The following is a 16,634-nucleotide window of genomic DNA, read 5'->3' as shown; positions in this document are numbered from 1 at the left end:
CTTGATATATTTTTACTTTGGAGATATACTCAACCGCAGCCTAGGTATTTTGATACGTATTTGCTCACTTCTGGAAGTTCCCGGATAACCCAGAACCACTTCTGCCACTTTGGGTGCAGCGTCTTTATACGTATAATCGGGGTCGCATATATATTGCTCTTCGACCACCCAGTCGTATTCTATATTTCGGGGGTTGGCTGTATGTTCGGTAATATTTTTTCTATAAAGGGTATACTTTCCCTGCATTTCACCGGCTTCATTCACTTTTCCCAACGCTTCATATTTCAAGTTTCCAAGTTCGAAATTGAATGTTCCGGCCAGTGTATCATTCTTTACAGTTAACTTTAAATTATTAACGATATAAGATTCCACCGGAATTAACGATACTTTTCTACCTTTCCCTTTTACAAACTCACTCTTTCTCTGCCATTTATATTTTTCACAGTTAATGGTTACAACACCATTTAACCTATTATTTGTAAATGTTGCCGTTATGACTTCACGCCCCGACCAATTACCCTTGTCTTCTCTGGGAAGAGACCATTGCCGCTTGTATTTGCCGTGAAGTATCTTTTTTCCCTCCGGATCTTTATAGTACTCATAAGTGATCACACATCCGGTAATCCTATCCTTAAACTCTTCCTTGAGAATTTTTCTCTCTGACTCCGGCTTTTCTCTATCACGGCTTTTACCGCCATCTGCCTGTAATGAAATGGCAACTAGCAGCCCACTCATTAATGTTAAAATAATTCTGTTCTTTATCATCCTGTTCTATCTTTAATTTCTGCTTAACTGAATCTTGATTAAATGGGAAATACAGGAATTTACAAATTCCACAATCTTAAATAGTTATTCCGGTTAGAATAAAATTTACTAACTCCATTTATTGCTATTTTATTTACCCTTCTGCTAACCTTCCCAAGAGGGAGGGAAGGTTAGTTACAGGGTTGATTACATTGGCTTCCCAGCTCACATAATCACAACAGACTTTACAAAACTACATTGCGGTATCTATTCTATTTTTATTACTCACTTTCGACCATTGGTAATATACCAGTCTTGGCATCTTTAAGAATCTCATCTTCTTCCATTCTGCAATTGCCAAAAAAACTAGCCCCGGCTTCGATCTCTATGTTACGCGCTGTTATCTGTCCTTCGTAATAAGATGAAGCACGCAAAACAACAACGTCCGAGACTATCACATCTCCCAGGATTTTACCAATAACTTCAACTGATTTTCCTACTATTTTCCCCTTGACACAGCCATCAATGCCTATAACTACTTTACCGCCGCTATAGATATCTCCATGCACATTGCCATCTATTCTAAAGTCATCTTCTATTTTGATTTCACCTTTCAGTTCTGCAGAACCGGAAAGAATACTTAGTGACCGTGAATCCGGATTCTGACCATTAGAACCCTTATTTATTCTGTATTTATTAAACATATCAATATATTAAAAAAGATAACGTAATGAGACTGAATACCCTTTGTTACAGACATAGACAATCTGATCGCCAAGCATTAAATTCCGGCCGGAGAACCCGTGTTCATATCTGGTATCCAGAATAATATGCCGAGTCAGATAAACTCCGGCGCCTATGACGATTCCATAATCGATCCGGTGTCCTGCTTTTTCATATTTTATTCTATTCCCGGAGTCGCTGTCCTTTATGTTGCCTGAGATAGCATAAGAAGTATACAAACCCGTTTGTACAAAAGGTTTTATTTTCGTCGGAAACGGCGTCCATTCGGCTATCAGCGGCAACTTCAGATTATCCTCCATAAAATGATAAGTAATTCCAATATTGTTTCCCATATCATTTTCCAGACTGAATTCCTGATTGAAATAAAGTAGCGCAGCACGAAGACTCAGGCTAGGTAAACCGATAGAATGTTGGTAAGATAGACCTCCTTCAAAGCCCGCTTTACGGCTTATATCAACTCCGGTATATTTTACTGTAGATGTATTGAGTCTAATCCCGGCTTGTATTCCGATATTTTGAGAACTTACCGTATATGCACCTGCAAGAAGCAATATAGAAATAAAGAGTGTCTTCATAGCAGCATAAAAGTTATCAGACTAAATATAAATACCACAATAGTACCACATCCTCCAATCAGTACAGGTCTTATATCTATTACCGGATTATTGCAACGTTTCCTGAGCACAGGCAACGCTCTTTTTCTATCTCTTCGCACAATATGTATATAATCTGATAAATTTTCGGAAATCATTACCATTTTATTTTTATTGATAAATTATAATTTAAGATACCGGATTTGATACCGGCCTTTGCGTTTCTTGTTAACATAGCAACATCTCTAGATTCAAATATTGGAACATATGAGGAATATCATCTTCTGAAACCGGATGAATATTTTTCCTAAATCTCGGAATCAAACTGTCTTTCCAAAATGCAAATCCTTTACAGATCGTACGACTGACGATCAATACTTCATTCTCTGAACTGTCGAGAACCGTGAAATGCGGATTGAATAAGCAAGGCTCCCCGTCCTTTACGATGACAATCAGGATACTGTTTCCTTCTTCCCTAACGTCTTTGATCTTGAAAATCACATCTACATTGCAGACCGAGAATAAATTGAAAGCTGAACGCTCAAAGGCGAGCCAGTACCCATCGATCCGGTATAGGCGGATATGTTTGTCGTTTGACTTTTCCTTTTCCAATATTTGCTGAATGTTGCTCATATTTTTCTATTTTTAAGGTGCTATAATTTTGCCAACTTTTATTCCTCCCTCCTTAGTATACACTTTCACAATATAGACTCCCTGGTTTAGAGGGATGAATTTTACATAAAGGCTGGTATTTATTTTCACATCAGAAAATATACGGCGCCCAAGTACATCATATATCCGGATCTGTTCTATATTCCGGTTTGCATTCACTACCAACTGTTTATTATTGTATATGATACTAATGTCGGATCCCGGTTCCGATTCTAACAGATCGGACGATATTAATTGTAAAGCAAACCTATCGGCATCGATATATTCATTTTTAGAATCTACCGTACGTTGAGTAAAAGCATATGTATTATTAAGAAACAGATTTTGCTTAACTCCTAAATATTTATCAACAAGTACCGGGTATAAATCATTGGCAGATAAAAACCGGTCTACATTCTCGAATTTAAGCGAAAGCGTATTTTTAGTATCAGAGCATTTTACTCCTATTTCTATTTCACTAATTCCTTTTTCATATGCCTGAATTAGATTATAACTTTTGTTATCAGTAGCAATAAAGAATGTTTCCGGTATAGCATACCCTTGCGAACTAATCATTTTCTTAACATTAGATGTATTCGAATCAACTTTAGGCCCGGAAGATATAAGAACAGAACAATCACCTTCGGCCCCACTACCAGCAGTAGACTTCAGATATAAGCTTCCCGCACTTAAAACTGAAGAAGGACTGTCGGCTACAATTGGGCTTGTAAGAGCATAAGTACCTTCGAGAGGAAAAAACAGGTTTACCTCTTCATCCATAAGGGTGATTATAAACGACTGGTATGCTGGAATATAGTTGGAGTTTGAGAAAGAGTAATGTTTCCATGTACCATCCAAACTATTAAACAACTGGTATCCTGCCGTTTCATTTATTTTTTTCCTGGCAGCATCCGAATTGTTTATATCTAAAAAATGACCGGAATTTATTTGTGCCAGGAACGGATTACCAATCATGGCCTTCAATGATGTGCGACTATTCCTTTTTACCTTTTGTTCATAACCAGGGACTGTTGCAGGAGTGCCCGGGACAGTAATATTGGGAGCTGTTCCGTTTTCTTCATAAATAAATCTGTAAGCTTCGCTACCACGCTTCATCCGCCCGAGAGGGGAATACAACAGTTGTAATGTCTGCGTGTTGAAGTAGAAGAACTTACTCTCTTTCGTAAACCTGTCGTAGCTGTGTCCCGGATAATAAGGAAGTTTTTCAGCACTCTCAAAATACGGGATTTCTATTATTCCTTTTAGACCTTCTAGATTGCGATGGTCTGCATAACCGACAGAGTTCTGATATAAAGCAACTTTTACAGCAATAGCATTGTTTGTTTCATTTAACGGCACATCATTAGCTGAGAACTTTTTGCTGAAATCACCAACTTCAATCTCTCTTCCTTTTATTCCGGTTTGGGGATCTGATAAAGCAAATCCGGCCTGCCATGTCAGAGGATATCCCGCAAAAGCAAAATCTCCTGTGGCCATTCCTTTCAGTGGAGCCGATAGTGCATACCACTTATCCCGCATCATTGCTGTACCCGAGATACTACTATTACCAACCGGCTGATTTCCATAATTTACCCCGGCCATATTTCCATAATAACCCCAGTTATATTGGATATACGCTTTCTCATAGGTCAGTCTGTGCTGATATGCCAGCTCCGCTCCATATTCGAATGTTATGTTGCAGCACATAGGCATACCGTACACATCAACCGGCGTGCTATTGGCATCCAGCGATGGATAAACAGTTAAACCTCCCGGAATATATACGTTGGAACAAGAAACAGGTACCATATTCAGTGCTGTTCCCGATACATCTACCCAGTTGGACGGATCGTTCCAATTATTGTTGGCAGCACTTTTTTTCCAATATAGTGTCTGACCACCTGCTACTATATGGATAGAGAAAACATTACTACAATAGGTTCCTCCATACTGATTGTCTGTAGTTGCCCGACGATAATAAGCCGGGGATACAGTTAATATAGCCGGAGTATAGTTAAGCGCATTATTCGTGCCGGGAGCATCGGTCCAGGTTACATTGTCGGTACTTACCTGCCATTTGTAGCTAAAATCACCACTGCCACCCGAGGAGGCTTCTCCTTTTATTTCGGTTGGGATCTGTCCACTGCATACATACGGATTACCAGCCAATGTGCCGGCTGTCACAGCATCAGCAATTATATAGGGCCCAAAACCGCCGTATGTAAGCGGAGGATTAGTTACGTCCTGACTATGTGCATATACCACACCCGATTCTACATACCAGTGAATATAATAACCTGTCCTTTTATTTATGTTTGCTCCGTTAAAAGAGACAGTCGTTTTCTTATCCGTATTAATACCATCAGGTATATTCAGATTCGTCCAGTCATTGACGGAAGTAGTGATTGCATTATAATTCTTTTCTGTTGTTACTATATATTTGGCTTTTACATCAAGCGGGTCATAGTTAACCCCTGTACCTGTATGATTTATATTCAAGGCCAACTCGACATTTTTAGTTGCTGCCGATGTCAGGAATATAGACTTATTGGGTGAAGCGGTTACTTTAATATGTTCATTTATACCCGTATCATTACTTACAACTCTTTGCATACCTATCCTGCGGATATAGCCGGGTAAGGCGATACCTTTCCAGTTCCCGTTAATAAGAAGGACATCAGAATACACACCTATCTGCTTACCTGTCACTATAGGTAAAACTATATAATAAACATCGCCTTTGATTAAGGTAGTGGGCGCAGAAACTACCGTAATTCCGTCTGCCGCCAGAAATTTAATCCCTGTAAAATTACTTGCCGTCCCGGCCTGAAGTTTAAACGTAAGATTACTCATAGACTCATTGTCTTTATATTCCATCTTTATCCTATAAGCATTGTTCCATGCTTGTTGAGCCGTATAACCAACCTCAAGAGGAGTTGACGCATAATCAGTAAAGGCAATATCTGTTTTCAAAAGAGGTAGCTCTATGTCTCTTGTACTACCCTGATTTCCTATAACAGTGGTCACTACCGGCATATAAGGACGCCCGTTACTATTACTGGATGCATCGGTAAAGAATGTTGTAAGCTGTTCAAAATGTGCATTAAAAACAAATTTACCGTCCGCACCGGTTCTCCCAACCCTTACCTTTTTCAAATCATAGTCAATCCCCAGCTGGGTAAATATATTTGCCAGACCTGTGGTTTGCGTCAGATCGAGATAAATATTCGCATCAGGCTGATAATCTTCAGTATGCACTGTGATTTTTGTTTTGTTCGGATCGTTTATATAGGTTATGTTTTTTGCTCCTGCCAGTGCCAGATCAGGAACTACCGTATTTGTTTCCCCTGCTCCATAACCTTCTATAATTGCAGGTGGCAATGATATTATTGCGCTATTATCCGCATAACATCCAATAACTCCGCTCCCGGTCGGACATCCGCTTCCGATACCCGCCGCATGGCGTCTTGAGCTGGCTGTCACATCACCTCCATATATCAGGATTATCCCGTTATAATATGTGTACCATCCACCGCCAATACCGGCAGCATGTCCACCATTAGCTATTACCGTTCCACTGGAAATAATAATATTTCCTCCGGCTGTATTTTTATACGACCCACTATTATTACTTCCTGAATTACAGGTTATTGAAGAAGAAGTGCCTTGTCCATTTCCCTGAGTAAAATTGGGTGCGCCAATAGCAGCTCCACCTCCTCCGCTACCGCTTGCACCGACTGTACACCCAGCAGTTAACTTTCCGGAAGAATTATCATCAGGATTATCAGCACTGATATGTATCTGCGCACCCTGATTTACCTGAATGGCACAATAGTGATTTTGCGTATATGTGAGGGTATTGGCTCCTTTCAGTATAAAATTGACTTTAGTAACAGGATTGAGATTAGATCGGTTATTTTCTCCCAGAACAGTGATACACGAGACATCTGTACTTGTTCCTCTGTTTGCCCCGGAAGTTGATCCTGTCTTTGATGATGTAATGGATACATTATCCAATGTGACAGTACCATGATAACCTGATTGAATTGTGATAGTATTAGCCGTGGTTGTCCCGGTAATAATATAATTACTGGAAGAATTACCCGGTATAGTCAGACTTCCTGAACTTATATTATGTGGAACCACAGTCTGCGCCTGCACGGCTGTCGTTATAAACCCTAACCACAGAATTGAAAGTACCTGTACCAAACGTTTTCTTATGCCTTTCTGAAGAAAAGAACCGTTAGAAAATATTTTATGTAAAACAGTAAAATGTTGCATATTTCTTTACATTTATTACTTCACTACTAGGATGAAAAATATGTTACTTATTTTTTGTATAAATCAGTAAAATCTTAATTTCCTTTGATGTTTTATAGGGATGCGAACTGCTGAACTCCAGGTATAACTTGTCGTCGAGTACAGCCCATTCAGCAATGAACGATTGTCCGGATGAAAGGTCAAATCCCAGAAAGTTTCCATCGACTTCGTATTTCACTTCCTGATTTTTTATCTCATCTTTGTCAAGACATATTGTACTTTCTTTGATCTCTATACCGGAGTAAAATTCGCCGTAACTACTGGAGCTATCAATATATAGCGTACGTCCTGCCTCCTCGATACAAACATTCTCCAGTACCCATTTCCCTTGCAGTAAATCCTTATTATTTTCTTTTGTCTGCCCAACTGCGAACAGTGAGATACTGAAGAAAATAATCAGTAAATGTGCCTTTGAACATATATTTTTAGATTCCATAGACTTGCACTTTTAATTTATTCAAATATTATCTCCTGATCGATGGGATCAGCCCAATCCTTAACAGTTATATTTATACTCAGATTTGTTTCCGGTTCCCCCCTGAAAGTGACTATGAGTTGTATGATCCGGTTAATTTTAGGCACAAAAGATATCTCGATGGGAGTCTTCCCGAAGTAGCTCTGTCCTTTCAGCGGCATACTGGTACGCAATCGCAATTTGTGAGTTGTGGTATCTATATGCTGTGTTTCGAAAGCATCCGCCCCCCTGTGCGCCGGAACGATAAAATTTACGGTGTCGGCTTTTAATTGGGCATTAAAGTTGAAATACTCCCTGACCGGTATATCTCCCGAGTGGTCCGGATTGTCTTTACCGGGATAATATCCGCCTGTCCAATCCAGCGTTGTAGGCACATCCAGTAGATCGACAAATGCATAATCATTTCTTCCGGTATGTATCTGGTCAAAGCCGGTATAATCCTTTAATATAACCTGTATTTTTGCCACATTCCGGTTCATCGTAGCTTGCTTTTCCGTCTTCATATTTTCGGTTATAACCGTATTTGGTAACGACGCGTATCTGAGTTCTGCCGGAGTTTGTGCTAAAAACTCATTTGCTGAAGTCGTAAAGCCCGTTTTCCACATAGGATAGGTATTTGCTCCCCCATAAGGTGGAAGGGTTACTGTTCCGGCTATATCCGTATTACAAGTCAAAAGCACAAGATTAGATATACCCACAGGCATATAAGTAGAAAGCTTATTGTCATTTCTGACTACATTCAATTTCTTTTCTACAAACTTATCAGTGTTGGTAAACACATATATTAAAGCGTTATTCAGGAATACAGGGTCGGTACCTGACTTTAAAGTCATCGTAATATTTGTTTCAAGAGGTTCTTCTTCCCCCACGATTTTATCTCCGTCGCATCCGGACAAAAGCGCTATTAAGGCAAATGTGACAAATAACCCGAACGCTTTCGCAAATAAATCCATGCAATTAAAGGATAAGCTTATAATGATATTCTTATTCATAATCAGTTCTTTTTACTTGTATACATCCCCTGTCCAAGGAAAGAGATTCCGTCCCACTGTTTCTGTTATTTCAACTTCCGAATCCGTTGCCAGCCCATTCTTCAAGGCTGCAGGATTTCCGTACAGACTTCCCAATCCTTTTATAGTAGCTGCGATCTGGTATTGATAATTACGCTTAACATAGTCATGATCTGCTGATTTTCCTGCTTTAGGCTGATTTACTATTACCGGATAGTAGCACTTGAGAGTATTGAGACTATTGTCTTTAGAACTTTTAAAATTGTATCTGACACCTATTACCAGATAAGTGGGATAGCTGCCGCTCTCATTCTCAAATGCATAGAACCATAGAGGCGTCGCATTTGTACTAATATCATAACTAGTTGCCGTAATGGCTTCTAAAAGATAAGATGCCGGCTCACTATCCTGATTCAGATTGTAAATCCGGGCTGAATTATTCAAAAAAGAATAACCTGTTTGACATCCATGACCAAACTTTTCGGCAAATCCAATCTGAGAATCAACTGCAAATTTTGAAGTTGTCTTTGTATTCAGCATGAACACAGAATCTATCTGAAAGGTGTAATCATTTGAAGGATAACTAACCCCTTCAAAAGGCAGACTGGCAGGTAGGTCAAATTCAATTTTTCGTATGGCAATTCTTGCTACCAAGCGCTCTATGTAAAAAGGGTTAGAGCCATCCAGCAACCAACCCTGACCTGGGTCGACACCATCGGGACGGCCATTATTTGTTGTATATCCCAGATACTGGTGATCATATAAATTGTTAAGGGATACATTTTTTTTATAATTACACATGGTAAGATTCATTTTCAGATTGGAAGGATTTATACCTCCAATAGGTATATCTTCATCCGCATTCGGGGTTGTAGTACCCGGGTAAGGATAACGTCCCTGTGTTGATAAATCTTCGTATTTCTTCAGGAAATCCTGGCTATTGGTTACTGAGCTGAAATATTTATCGGGAGCATTTGCAATCACATAAATATCCCGTTTCCCCGCTGTAACGGTTATATCTTTTATTTCATTTATCTCTATATATTCTTTATCGTAAATTTGTCCGGTTACATTTTTTGTCTGACGGGCAACATATCCATATCCATCCAGTTTTCCTTCTTCCGACTCACCTTCCGATTTGAACACAAGCACTTCGAGACTGTATATCTTACTTTCAGCGCTTAGATCCGGATTACCGGAAGATTTCTCTTTCCCTTGCTGAGGGGCATTAAGTAAAATAGAAAGAGAGGTTTCCTGTTTGAGGCCTTCAAGAGTTGGTGATTCATCTCCGGAACATGAATACATAAGTGCCCCTGCCAGTATGCACATTAGCAGATAAGTATGTTTCTTTATATTCATTTTTTCCATTATCAATTTTCTTCTTTGCATTTGAGTCAGCATCTTAATTATTGAAAAACATAGTGGATGTTGCACCAGGCTATTTTTCTCTTTTCGTTTTTCAGTAAGGATAAGGTGGACAGGCCTGCATAGTTGAATGCACTCCAGCATGTCTCGTTGTAGTTCAATGAGCGTTTCTTTTCCACACCGCGGATATCCACTATGCCTGTCAGCCCCAGTCTTATTGTCAGCTTATCCCTGTTTCCATAGGCAAACGGTATCCATTTATCTTTTCCGGAAACCAGAATTTCCACAACTCCGTTTCTCATCCTATATCTGTAGAAATAGCCGTAAGGCATGATTTTTAGCCGGGAATCATCTATAAAAATCACTCTCATCTCTTTATATAGATTTTCTTTTTCTTCTATCTCATCTTTCCACAAGTCGGATGGTCTTACCTCCGTAATGTCGCAGGTAATGGCCCCTTTACGAGAACCTGTGTACATTACAAACTCTTTTATCTGTGAATGTCTGAATGATAAAATCAAAGGAATATTTATGTGTTTCATGTCTTACTTTTCATTAAATTTTTAACTACTAACGACCCCGGCTTTCCATCATACTTTACTTGTTATTCGACAACTGAAAATCCGGCTATAGATTCTTTTGGGGAAATCTGTATTTCAGGTGCATTGTCCGGTTTTTTCACAGAATCTATGGCTACTGCCAATTTTTTAATTCCCTTGTTATCCGGATTATGCAGAATAATACCGCTCAGATTGATAGCACTACGATTGCCATCGCCCCAGATACGTAAATCATGACGGTTTGTGAATACGAAGTCTTTCCCTTCTTCTGCTGTTGTCTGAGTATCTACTGAACAGGAAATAGCGATATCGCCTCCTGTGGCATTTGTAAGCAAGGCACCATCCGAAGCTCTTAAAAGAGCAAATTTGAAAAAGCCGGAAACAATACTATTCATTCTGCCATGGTCGCCCAGCGAGTTTATCGCAATATGTGCCGGTTGATCTATAATTGTACCGGTACAGCTTAAATTAGAGCTTTCGAAATTGATATTCGCATCATTGATCGCATATATCTTTCTGAAGTCTACAACCACAGACTTAGGTAATTCATAACGGGTGTCTTCTAATGTTTTCACATTAAACTTACCGGAACTGGCACCCCTTCCTATAACTATGCGCGGGCTGACTCCCATGTCAAAGTCCAAATTATCTGCAGTACCTTTTCCATAAATACCTTCCACTATAATATCCGATCCTGTAGCATTGATCAATGCTTCACCATTTGTTTTGAAGATTCCGAGTTCGTATATAATATCCTGTGTCCCTTCCAGTCCTTCACGTGTACCCATCAACTTAACCAATACTTCCTGATCTTCTATATCTCCGACACCGACAGGCTTCACCATATAGCTTTGCTCCACATTTGCCAGACGCAGTTCGAACATTTTACGCCCTTCCATCAAATTATTTGCCTTCACCGGAACTTCGACATCCTGCTTTATCATATATCGTGCTGTACCATCGTTGGAAGGGACAAAAGACAGGCTCCCCTTTACAGGAATATAGTTATCGCTTTTGTTAGCCGTACCGTCTGTAGTCAGATATTCTACCCTTACAGGAATAGGAGCTCCCTGGTCCGTTGTCGGATAACCGGTAAGTGTGATGGTGAAAATAGCAGTTGTGAAGCCACTTACCGGTTTGTTTATCTTTACATCCGACACATATAGTCCATGTCCTAATTTTATCAGGCGGTTTTTCATATCTTTAAACAGGATGTCCCCGTTTGGTGTGAACAGTATTTCTTCAAACATCTTTTTGTCATCCTCTATAGCATAACGATCGAACAGGAGTTCACCTGACGCAGACAGCATACATACCCGTCCACTCGACCTGCTGGTCAAGAATATACCGTTTGTTGTCATATGTACCTGATCGAAATTACCATCAGTAGCTTTCTGGTATATCTGGCGTCCGTCTTTAGACAATCCGATCATTGTACCACGGCCACGTTCTGTATCATAGCCTACAATAACAGATTCTCCCGAAACAGGATTCATTTCCATACCCGAAATAGTTCCCGGCATTATATACTTCTGTAAATCCGTACCATCGTTGCGCAACAGGGAATAGTAGCTCTTATCCGCTGAATTTCCACCAACAAGAACATTCCCGTTCTTTGCAAGAGATAAATATTGTAATGATACCTCGCTCGAAGCCGGCACAATCTCTTTACTGAATATAATATCTCCTTCCGGACGTATCTTCATTATTCGTCCACCGGCTATTTGACTGTTTCCAATAAGGAATATGTGATCATCCTCGGCTGTTATCATTTTAAAAAGATGAAATTCCGGTTCCGGTAATTTTGTAACGAATACAGGTTTCCCATTACTGTCGAGCCTGACTACAGCAGACACAGTGCCTTCTTCGGCCGTAAAAGCCGCGTGTATATATTCTCTGGAACTACCGAGTACATCAAACCCCATACATGGACCACCTTCGTCGGAAACATATTTATAAACCACCTTGCCGGTAGAATCCACTTTGGCAAGCATACCTGCCCGAATACTTCCGGAACGTGGCTCATATCCTCCTAACACGAAATTGCCGTCCCGAAGCTGCTGTCCACAAAACAACTCACTACCGGCTTCTCCGACATTAATATCTTTAAGTATTTCTCCTGTTTTATCAGTTATAATAAATCTGCCGTAAACACCCTTGTCTTTTTTCTTCGAAAGCCAATCCCGGGATTGCCCCAGTATCAATAGTTTACTATTACCTATGTGGTAAGCGTTGTTTACAGACTCAAACCCTTTCGTCAAAGTGCGTGAAGCCACAGCCGACCCATCCCTGCTGATCCATGTGACCGTAGTAACACCGTCATTACTTCCTATCAGGGCTACTTCCCCGTTTGTGACAGGGCAGGTATACTGGTATGTGATGTCTTCGCCATATGTCCTGTCATAAACGACAGGCATGTATTGGGCATGAATATTGATTAGTGGATATGTCGATGACAAAACCAAAACGACCAAAATGGCATACAATTTCCTTCTTAACTGCATTGTAATAATATTTATTTTGTTATTGCTTTTATATCTACTCGCCGTACATCCCGGTTGAGTCGTATTTTATTCTCTAATGGAAGATATTGGTAAAGGGATTTACCGGATAATTCCTGATTGAATTGCGATAATAAAGAGGCAAAATCAATATCGGCCGCAATCTGTCCTTTACCTTGCATTAACAGCTTAGCCGTTATACCGTTATCTTTCATCCAGTTTCCGACTTCGACAGCTCTTTTTTCCGAAAGCGTCTGATTATATTGTTCTCCCCCGATTTCATCAGCATAGCCTTCCATGACGAGCGTATCTATTTTGCTGAAATCAGATTCTTTTTGCCATGCCTCAAGGGCTTTCAATGATTCTACACCCAACATATAAGAGTTAAAATCGAAGTAGAGGCTCAACACATGTTCTACAAATCCGCTACTGGGCAGAGCCTCCTTTAAAGGGATGCCTGTATAACTTTTATTTTCGTCCCTTATTAGATTTATAGATCCATTGCTTACAGCTTTAGCTTCTGATATGCCAAAAAGCATGTTATTTTTTCGTTTGTCCGATATATTCCGCTCGAAGTAGAATATATCATCTTTATTTGCTGTTTTTCTGTCCGAAACAATGTATCCTCGGTCTTCGTCGATATGAAGCAGGCTAAAATCATTGTGAACTGTATTTATCGGATAATCAAAATGCACTAAACTTCCATCTACGGTATGTCCGTTTTCATAAGTTATGCCGTATACATCATAACCGCCAAAACCAATATGACCATTGGAGGAAAAGATCAGCATATCATCAAACAAGCTCGGTGAGATTTCATCTCCTTCGGTATTGACCTGAGAGCCAAGGTTTACAGATTCGCCCCATGCTCCCGTCCGGTCGTCCCAGTGAGTGACATAAATATCGTACCCTCCAAAACCACCGGGCATATCCGATGCAAAAAGCAACGAACGGTCGTTATTGAATAAATAGGGATGAGAATAAGAACTACCTTCTATTTGAGGGAAAATTTCTTTGAAGGAAGACCAGCCTTTCCGTTTCTGGTCATAATTTGAATAATATAATCTGGTCTGAAAAGTATTTAGCCCCTGAGCTGTCATTCCTATTCCTTCGCTTTTTCCATAATAAACCTGGGTTACTACCATTCTGGTCATATTACGCGAAAACGACATAGGGCCATTTTGCAAACCGGAAGGAATCATATCCAACATCCGATTCTTTACATCTTCCCCACTCTTAATGGAATATCCGGAATTTTCAGCCAGAGAAAAGTAATTGCTGCGGTGGTAAAATTTCTTATTCGGATCATGGAAACGGCTTTTACTACTGGCATAGATAAATTCGCCCGCCTTCACGCCTACCCAAAATTCAGAATTGGATGTATTTACTTTATCCAATGATCGAACTGTAAATTCGGGCATCCCTATTGGTAAAAAGCCATCTTCGTAATTAAGAGCATGTAGGATATTCTGGTAACGCTGATCTGAATGATAAGTGTCGCGAAAAGCGTATCGGCGGGCCAGACTAATGGCTTTCATTCGCTGTCCGGAAAAACGCAGGGCATCCAGATAATTACAAATATCCGCTGTAGTGAATAAATTGCCGGAGATATTCATGGCTGACTCATAATGAGGTACAGCCTTTGTATAATCCAACAGGGTAAGGTATAAACGCGCTACCTTCAGATGTAAGGCTGCCCCATATCCAGAACTTAAAGCATGACTAAAAGCTGTCTCGTAAATAGTCATTGCCTCGTCGAAATCCTGACGAATGAATTTCCGGTCGGCTCGGGCCTCAATCCCTTTAGCTCTCCTGTCTCCTTCCATTTCATTTTTGATATCATCACCTATTGCAGATAATGAAGTAAAAAACAAGAGTATAAGGAAAGTAGATCGTATTATATTGTTAATCATAAGAGTCTTTTATCTGAATATATTATACACGAATGATACTCCGATTTTAGTGGGTCCTACATAATTTTTTGTCTTTTTGATCTCCTCTGCGAAATTTGCATATTCACCCCCTAGCTGATATTTATCATATTCCAATAAGGCATATCCTACTCCAAGATTAACGTCTATGCGAAAACGACTCGACAGATAGAATTTATATCCGGCTGTGATTCCGGCCGACATCCCCCATCCTTTACGCCGGTAACTGGTTTTCTCTTCGTCCTTGTTTTTTAGTCCGATATTGAAATTTCCGGCCATTGCATAGGGGCCTACATAAAAGCCGTCCCAAAGGTCATTTGTATAATAATACTTAGGATTGAGGTAATATCTGAAATCGAGGCTGCCGACAAGTACCCTAAATACTTCTTCATTTTTTTTGAATAAATAAGGCATCCACATGATGTCTGTGTTTATTGTAAGCTGCCGTCCTACAGTCCACTCAATACCAAAATTGGGATTCCCGGTCAAAATAAAAGGAATATTTGTTTTCAGTGCCTGAGATTTTACTACCGGAGTATAACAAAAGAACATCAGTAGTATAGCACCGGTAAAAATGTATTTAAAATAATGTTTCATTGATTCATAAATTAATAAATATCTGTTTATACGCCTATTCCGCCACCGCCGGGTCCGGAGTTTTCTTCCGACTCTATCTGAGGATTCCATTTCTCGGGATCTTCCAATCTCATTATCTGTATATTATCACCATCAACTTCTATTATGTGAGTCTCATTCATATGCAAGATGATTGGAGTTCCCATTTTGTCTGTAAAAGGAATGGTCAGAGTTGATAAGGTATTATCAGATTGCCCGATAAAGCTCAGTTTTAAAACAATAGGTTCTTGCTCGCGTCCTTCTCCGGATAAGTCGGGCGAAGGAAAATAATAATTCTGAACCCCGAATTCGAAATCTTTATATTCAACATCGAATGTTTTACCGCTCAATCGCATTATATCAGATGTACTATTCCGCGAAGATCGGGTACTGGTACTGTCTTTCAGTGCCAACAGATATTGGGTGGTACCTACACCTGAAGCCTCAATATCTATTTTCTTTATATTGGTATATGTTAATGAAGCATCTAATTTGAAAAGATTCTTAAAAGCTATGCAAATACGTCCCACATATTTCCGCTCGAAAAGAGCTGTATCGGAAACTACCGGACCAGGAAAGTTTATTGTTGGAGTTCTATACTCCAGATAGATAGCAGAAGGTTCTTTATAAGTTCCATCCGTAGATTGTTGCAGATCGAATCTGGCTTGACCATATATGTTTAAGTCCTGAAAATGTGTTCCCTGGGCATTTGTGAAGCAGTATACATTGTAACTACCGGGATAAAGCCTGAAATTAAAATTCCCCAGCCTGCTTCGCGCATTTTCCGAAAATGGATTACCGGAATATCTTTCCTTTTTAAGTTCATCGTTATAGATAAAGATGCTAAGATCCTCGATACTATATGTCTCTGTTCTTATATTCTTATCAGCTTTGGGTACATAAATTTCATAATTGGTTTCATCCTCGAAATAGTCATATGTACATGATGATAAATACAATAAAGTAAGCAGATATAAAAACTGTAAGTAATATCTTTTATTCATTTTTTTAGATAATAAGATAACATCCAGCTACTATCCGCTCTGCCGGAACAATACTTTATTCAAGTATTGTCCCAGTAAAAGAGCAAGATAATAATGTTCAATTAGTTATTCAGATCTTGAT

At 39.6% G+C, this 16,634-nt stretch carries 13 protein-coding genes; all 13 read right to left on the bottom strand.

The window, feature by feature from the left end; genetic code table 11:
• Positions 1 to 12 precede the first annotated feature (12 nt).
• The 13 genes from HMPREF9455_RS12035 to HMPREF9455_RS11970 all read right to left on the bottom strand — a co-directional run bounded on the left by HMPREF9455_RS12035 (position 13) and on the right by HMPREF9455_RS11970 (position 16,513).
• Positions 13 to 765 (bottom strand): hypothetical protein, encoded by a 753-nt coding sequence (locus HMPREF9455_RS12035; protein WP_006799975.1) that lies wholly within the window; start codon positions 763 to 765, stop codon positions 13 to 15.
• Positions 766 to 1,025: 260 nt separating this feature from the next.
• Complete coding sequence (locus HMPREF9455_RS12030) at positions 1,026 to 1,448, bottom strand: bactofilin family protein (RefSeq protein ID WP_006799974.1); 423 nt, start codon at positions 1,446 to 1,448, stop codon at positions 1,026 to 1,028.
• A gap of 9 nt (positions 1,449 to 1,457) precedes the next feature.
• Entirely contained in the window at positions 1,458 to 2,063 is a 606-nt protein-coding gene (locus HMPREF9455_RS12025; RefSeq protein WP_006799973.1) for a porin family protein, read from the bottom strand.
• Positions 2,064 to 2,309: 246 nt separating this feature from the next.
• Positions 2,310 to 2,714 (bottom strand): hypothetical protein, encoded by a 405-nt coding sequence (locus tag HMPREF9455_RS12015; RefSeq protein ID WP_006799971.1) that lies wholly within the window; start codon positions 2,712 to 2,714, stop codon positions 2,310 to 2,312.
• Between the two features lie 12 nt (positions 2,715 to 2,726).
• Positions 2,727 to 7,013, bottom strand: coding sequence for a T9SS type A sorting domain-containing protein (locus HMPREF9455_RS12010; protein WP_006799970.1), 4,287 nt, complete (start codon positions 7,011 to 7,013; stop codon positions 2,727 to 2,729).
• A gap of 43 nt (positions 7,014 to 7,056) precedes the next feature.
• Positions 7,057 to 7,488 (bottom strand): hypothetical protein, encoded by a 432-nt coding sequence (locus HMPREF9455_RS12005; protein WP_006799969.1) that lies wholly within the window; start codon positions 7,486 to 7,488, stop codon positions 7,057 to 7,059.
• Between the two features lie 17 nt (positions 7,489 to 7,505).
• Positions 7,506 to 8,519: a FimB/Mfa2 family fimbrial subunit gene (locus HMPREF9455_RS12000; RefSeq protein WP_006799968.1), complete on the bottom strand. Its 1,014-nt coding sequence runs from the start codon at positions 8,517 to 8,519 to the stop codon at positions 7,506 to 7,508.
• Between the two features lie 12 nt (positions 8,520 to 8,531).
• The gene (locus HMPREF9455_RS11995; RefSeq protein ID WP_157256598.1) at positions 8,532 to 9,926 is read right to left on the bottom strand and encodes a fimbrial protein; all 1,395 of its coding nucleotides are present in this window, start codon (positions 9,924 to 9,926) and stop codon (positions 8,532 to 8,534) included.
• A 17-nt stretch (positions 9,927 to 9,943) separates the two neighbouring features.
• Positions 9,944 to 10,444: a hypothetical protein gene (locus HMPREF9455_RS11990; RefSeq protein WP_006799966.1), complete on the bottom strand. Its 501-nt coding sequence runs from the start codon at positions 10,442 to 10,444 to the stop codon at positions 9,944 to 9,946.
• Positions 10,445 to 10,506: 62 nt separating this feature from the next.
• Positions 10,507 to 12,966: a Calx-beta domain-containing protein gene (locus tag HMPREF9455_RS11985; protein WP_006799965.1), complete on the bottom strand. Its 2,460-nt coding sequence runs from the start codon at positions 12,964 to 12,966 to the stop codon at positions 10,507 to 10,509.
• 11 nt (positions 12,967 to 12,977) lie between these two features.
• Positions 12,978 to 14,876: an OmpA family protein gene (locus HMPREF9455_RS11980; protein ID WP_006799964.1), complete on the bottom strand. Its 1,899-nt coding sequence runs from the start codon at positions 14,874 to 14,876 to the stop codon at positions 12,978 to 12,980.
• 9 nt (positions 14,877 to 14,885) lie between these two features.
• Positions 14,886 to 15,491, bottom strand: coding sequence for a DUF3575 domain-containing protein (locus HMPREF9455_RS11975; protein ID WP_006799963.1), 606 nt, complete (start codon positions 15,489 to 15,491; stop codon positions 14,886 to 14,888).
• 26 nt (positions 15,492 to 15,517) lie between these two features.
• Complete coding sequence (locus HMPREF9455_RS11970; protein WP_006799962.1) at positions 15,518 to 16,513, bottom strand: hypothetical protein; 996 nt, start codon at positions 16,511 to 16,513, stop codon at positions 15,518 to 15,520.
• Positions 16,514 to 16,634 lie beyond the last annotated feature (121 nt).

The organism is Dysgonomonas gadei ATCC BAA-286 (assembly GCF_000213555.1).
GTDB classification, from domain to species: Bacteria; Bacteroidota; Bacteroidia; order Bacteroidales; family Dysgonomonadaceae; genus Dysgonomonas; species Dysgonomonas gadei.
Note: the sequence above shows the minus strand (reverse complement) of the source record. Positions and strands in the feature narration are given on the sequence as shown.

What these genes read in the sequence shown, in the direction of transcription:
- HMPREF9455_RS11985 (WP_006799965.1), bottom strand. Translation starts at nt 12,966, where the DNA reads ATGCAGTTAAGAAGGAAATTGTATGCCATTTTGGTCGTTTTGGTTTTG.
- HMPREF9455_RS11990 (WP_006799966.1), bottom strand. Translation starts at nt 10,444, where the DNA reads ATGAAACACATAAATATTCCTTTGATTTTATCATTCAGACATTCACAG.
- HMPREF9455_RS11975 (WP_006799963.1), bottom strand. Translation starts at nt 15,491, where the DNA reads ATGAAACATTATTTTAAATACATTTTTACCGGTGCTATACTACTGATG.
- HMPREF9455_RS12015 (WP_006799971.1), bottom strand. Translation starts at nt 2,714, where the DNA reads ATGAGCAACATTCAGCAAATATTGGAAAAGGAAAAGTCAAACGACAAA.
- HMPREF9455_RS12000 (WP_006799968.1), bottom strand. Translation starts at nt 8,519, where the DNA reads ATGAATAAGAATATCATTATAAGCTTATCCTTTAATTGCATGGATTTA.
- HMPREF9455_RS11970 (WP_006799962.1), bottom strand. Translation starts at nt 16,513, where the DNA reads ATGAATAAAAGATATTACTTACAGTTTTTATATCTGCTTACTTTATTG.
- HMPREF9455_RS12005 (WP_006799969.1), bottom strand. Translation starts at nt 7,488, where the DNA reads ATGGAATCTAAAAATATATGTTCAAAGGCACATTTACTGATTATTTTC.
- HMPREF9455_RS11980 (WP_006799964.1), bottom strand. Translation starts at nt 14,876, where the DNA reads ATGATTAACAATATAATACGATCTACTTTCCTTATACTCTTGTTTTTT.
- HMPREF9455_RS12010 (WP_006799970.1), bottom strand. Translation starts at nt 7,013, where the DNA reads ATGCAACATTTTACTGTTTTACATAAAATATTTTCTAACGGTTCTTTT.
- HMPREF9455_RS12025 (WP_006799973.1), bottom strand. Translation starts at nt 2,063, where the DNA reads ATGAAGACACTCTTTATTTCTATATTGCTTCTTGCAGGTGCATATACG.
- HMPREF9455_RS11995 (WP_157256598.1), bottom strand. Translation starts at nt 9,926, where the DNA reads ATGCAAAGAAGAAAATTGATAATGGAAAAAATGAATATAAAGAAACAT.
- HMPREF9455_RS12035 (WP_006799975.1), bottom strand. Translation starts at nt 765, where the DNA reads ATGATAAAGAACAGAATTATTTTAACATTAATGAGTGGGCTGCTAGTT.
- HMPREF9455_RS12030 (WP_006799974.1), bottom strand. Translation starts at nt 1,448, where the DNA reads ATGTTTAATAAATACAGAATAAATAAGGGTTCTAATGGTCAGAATCCG.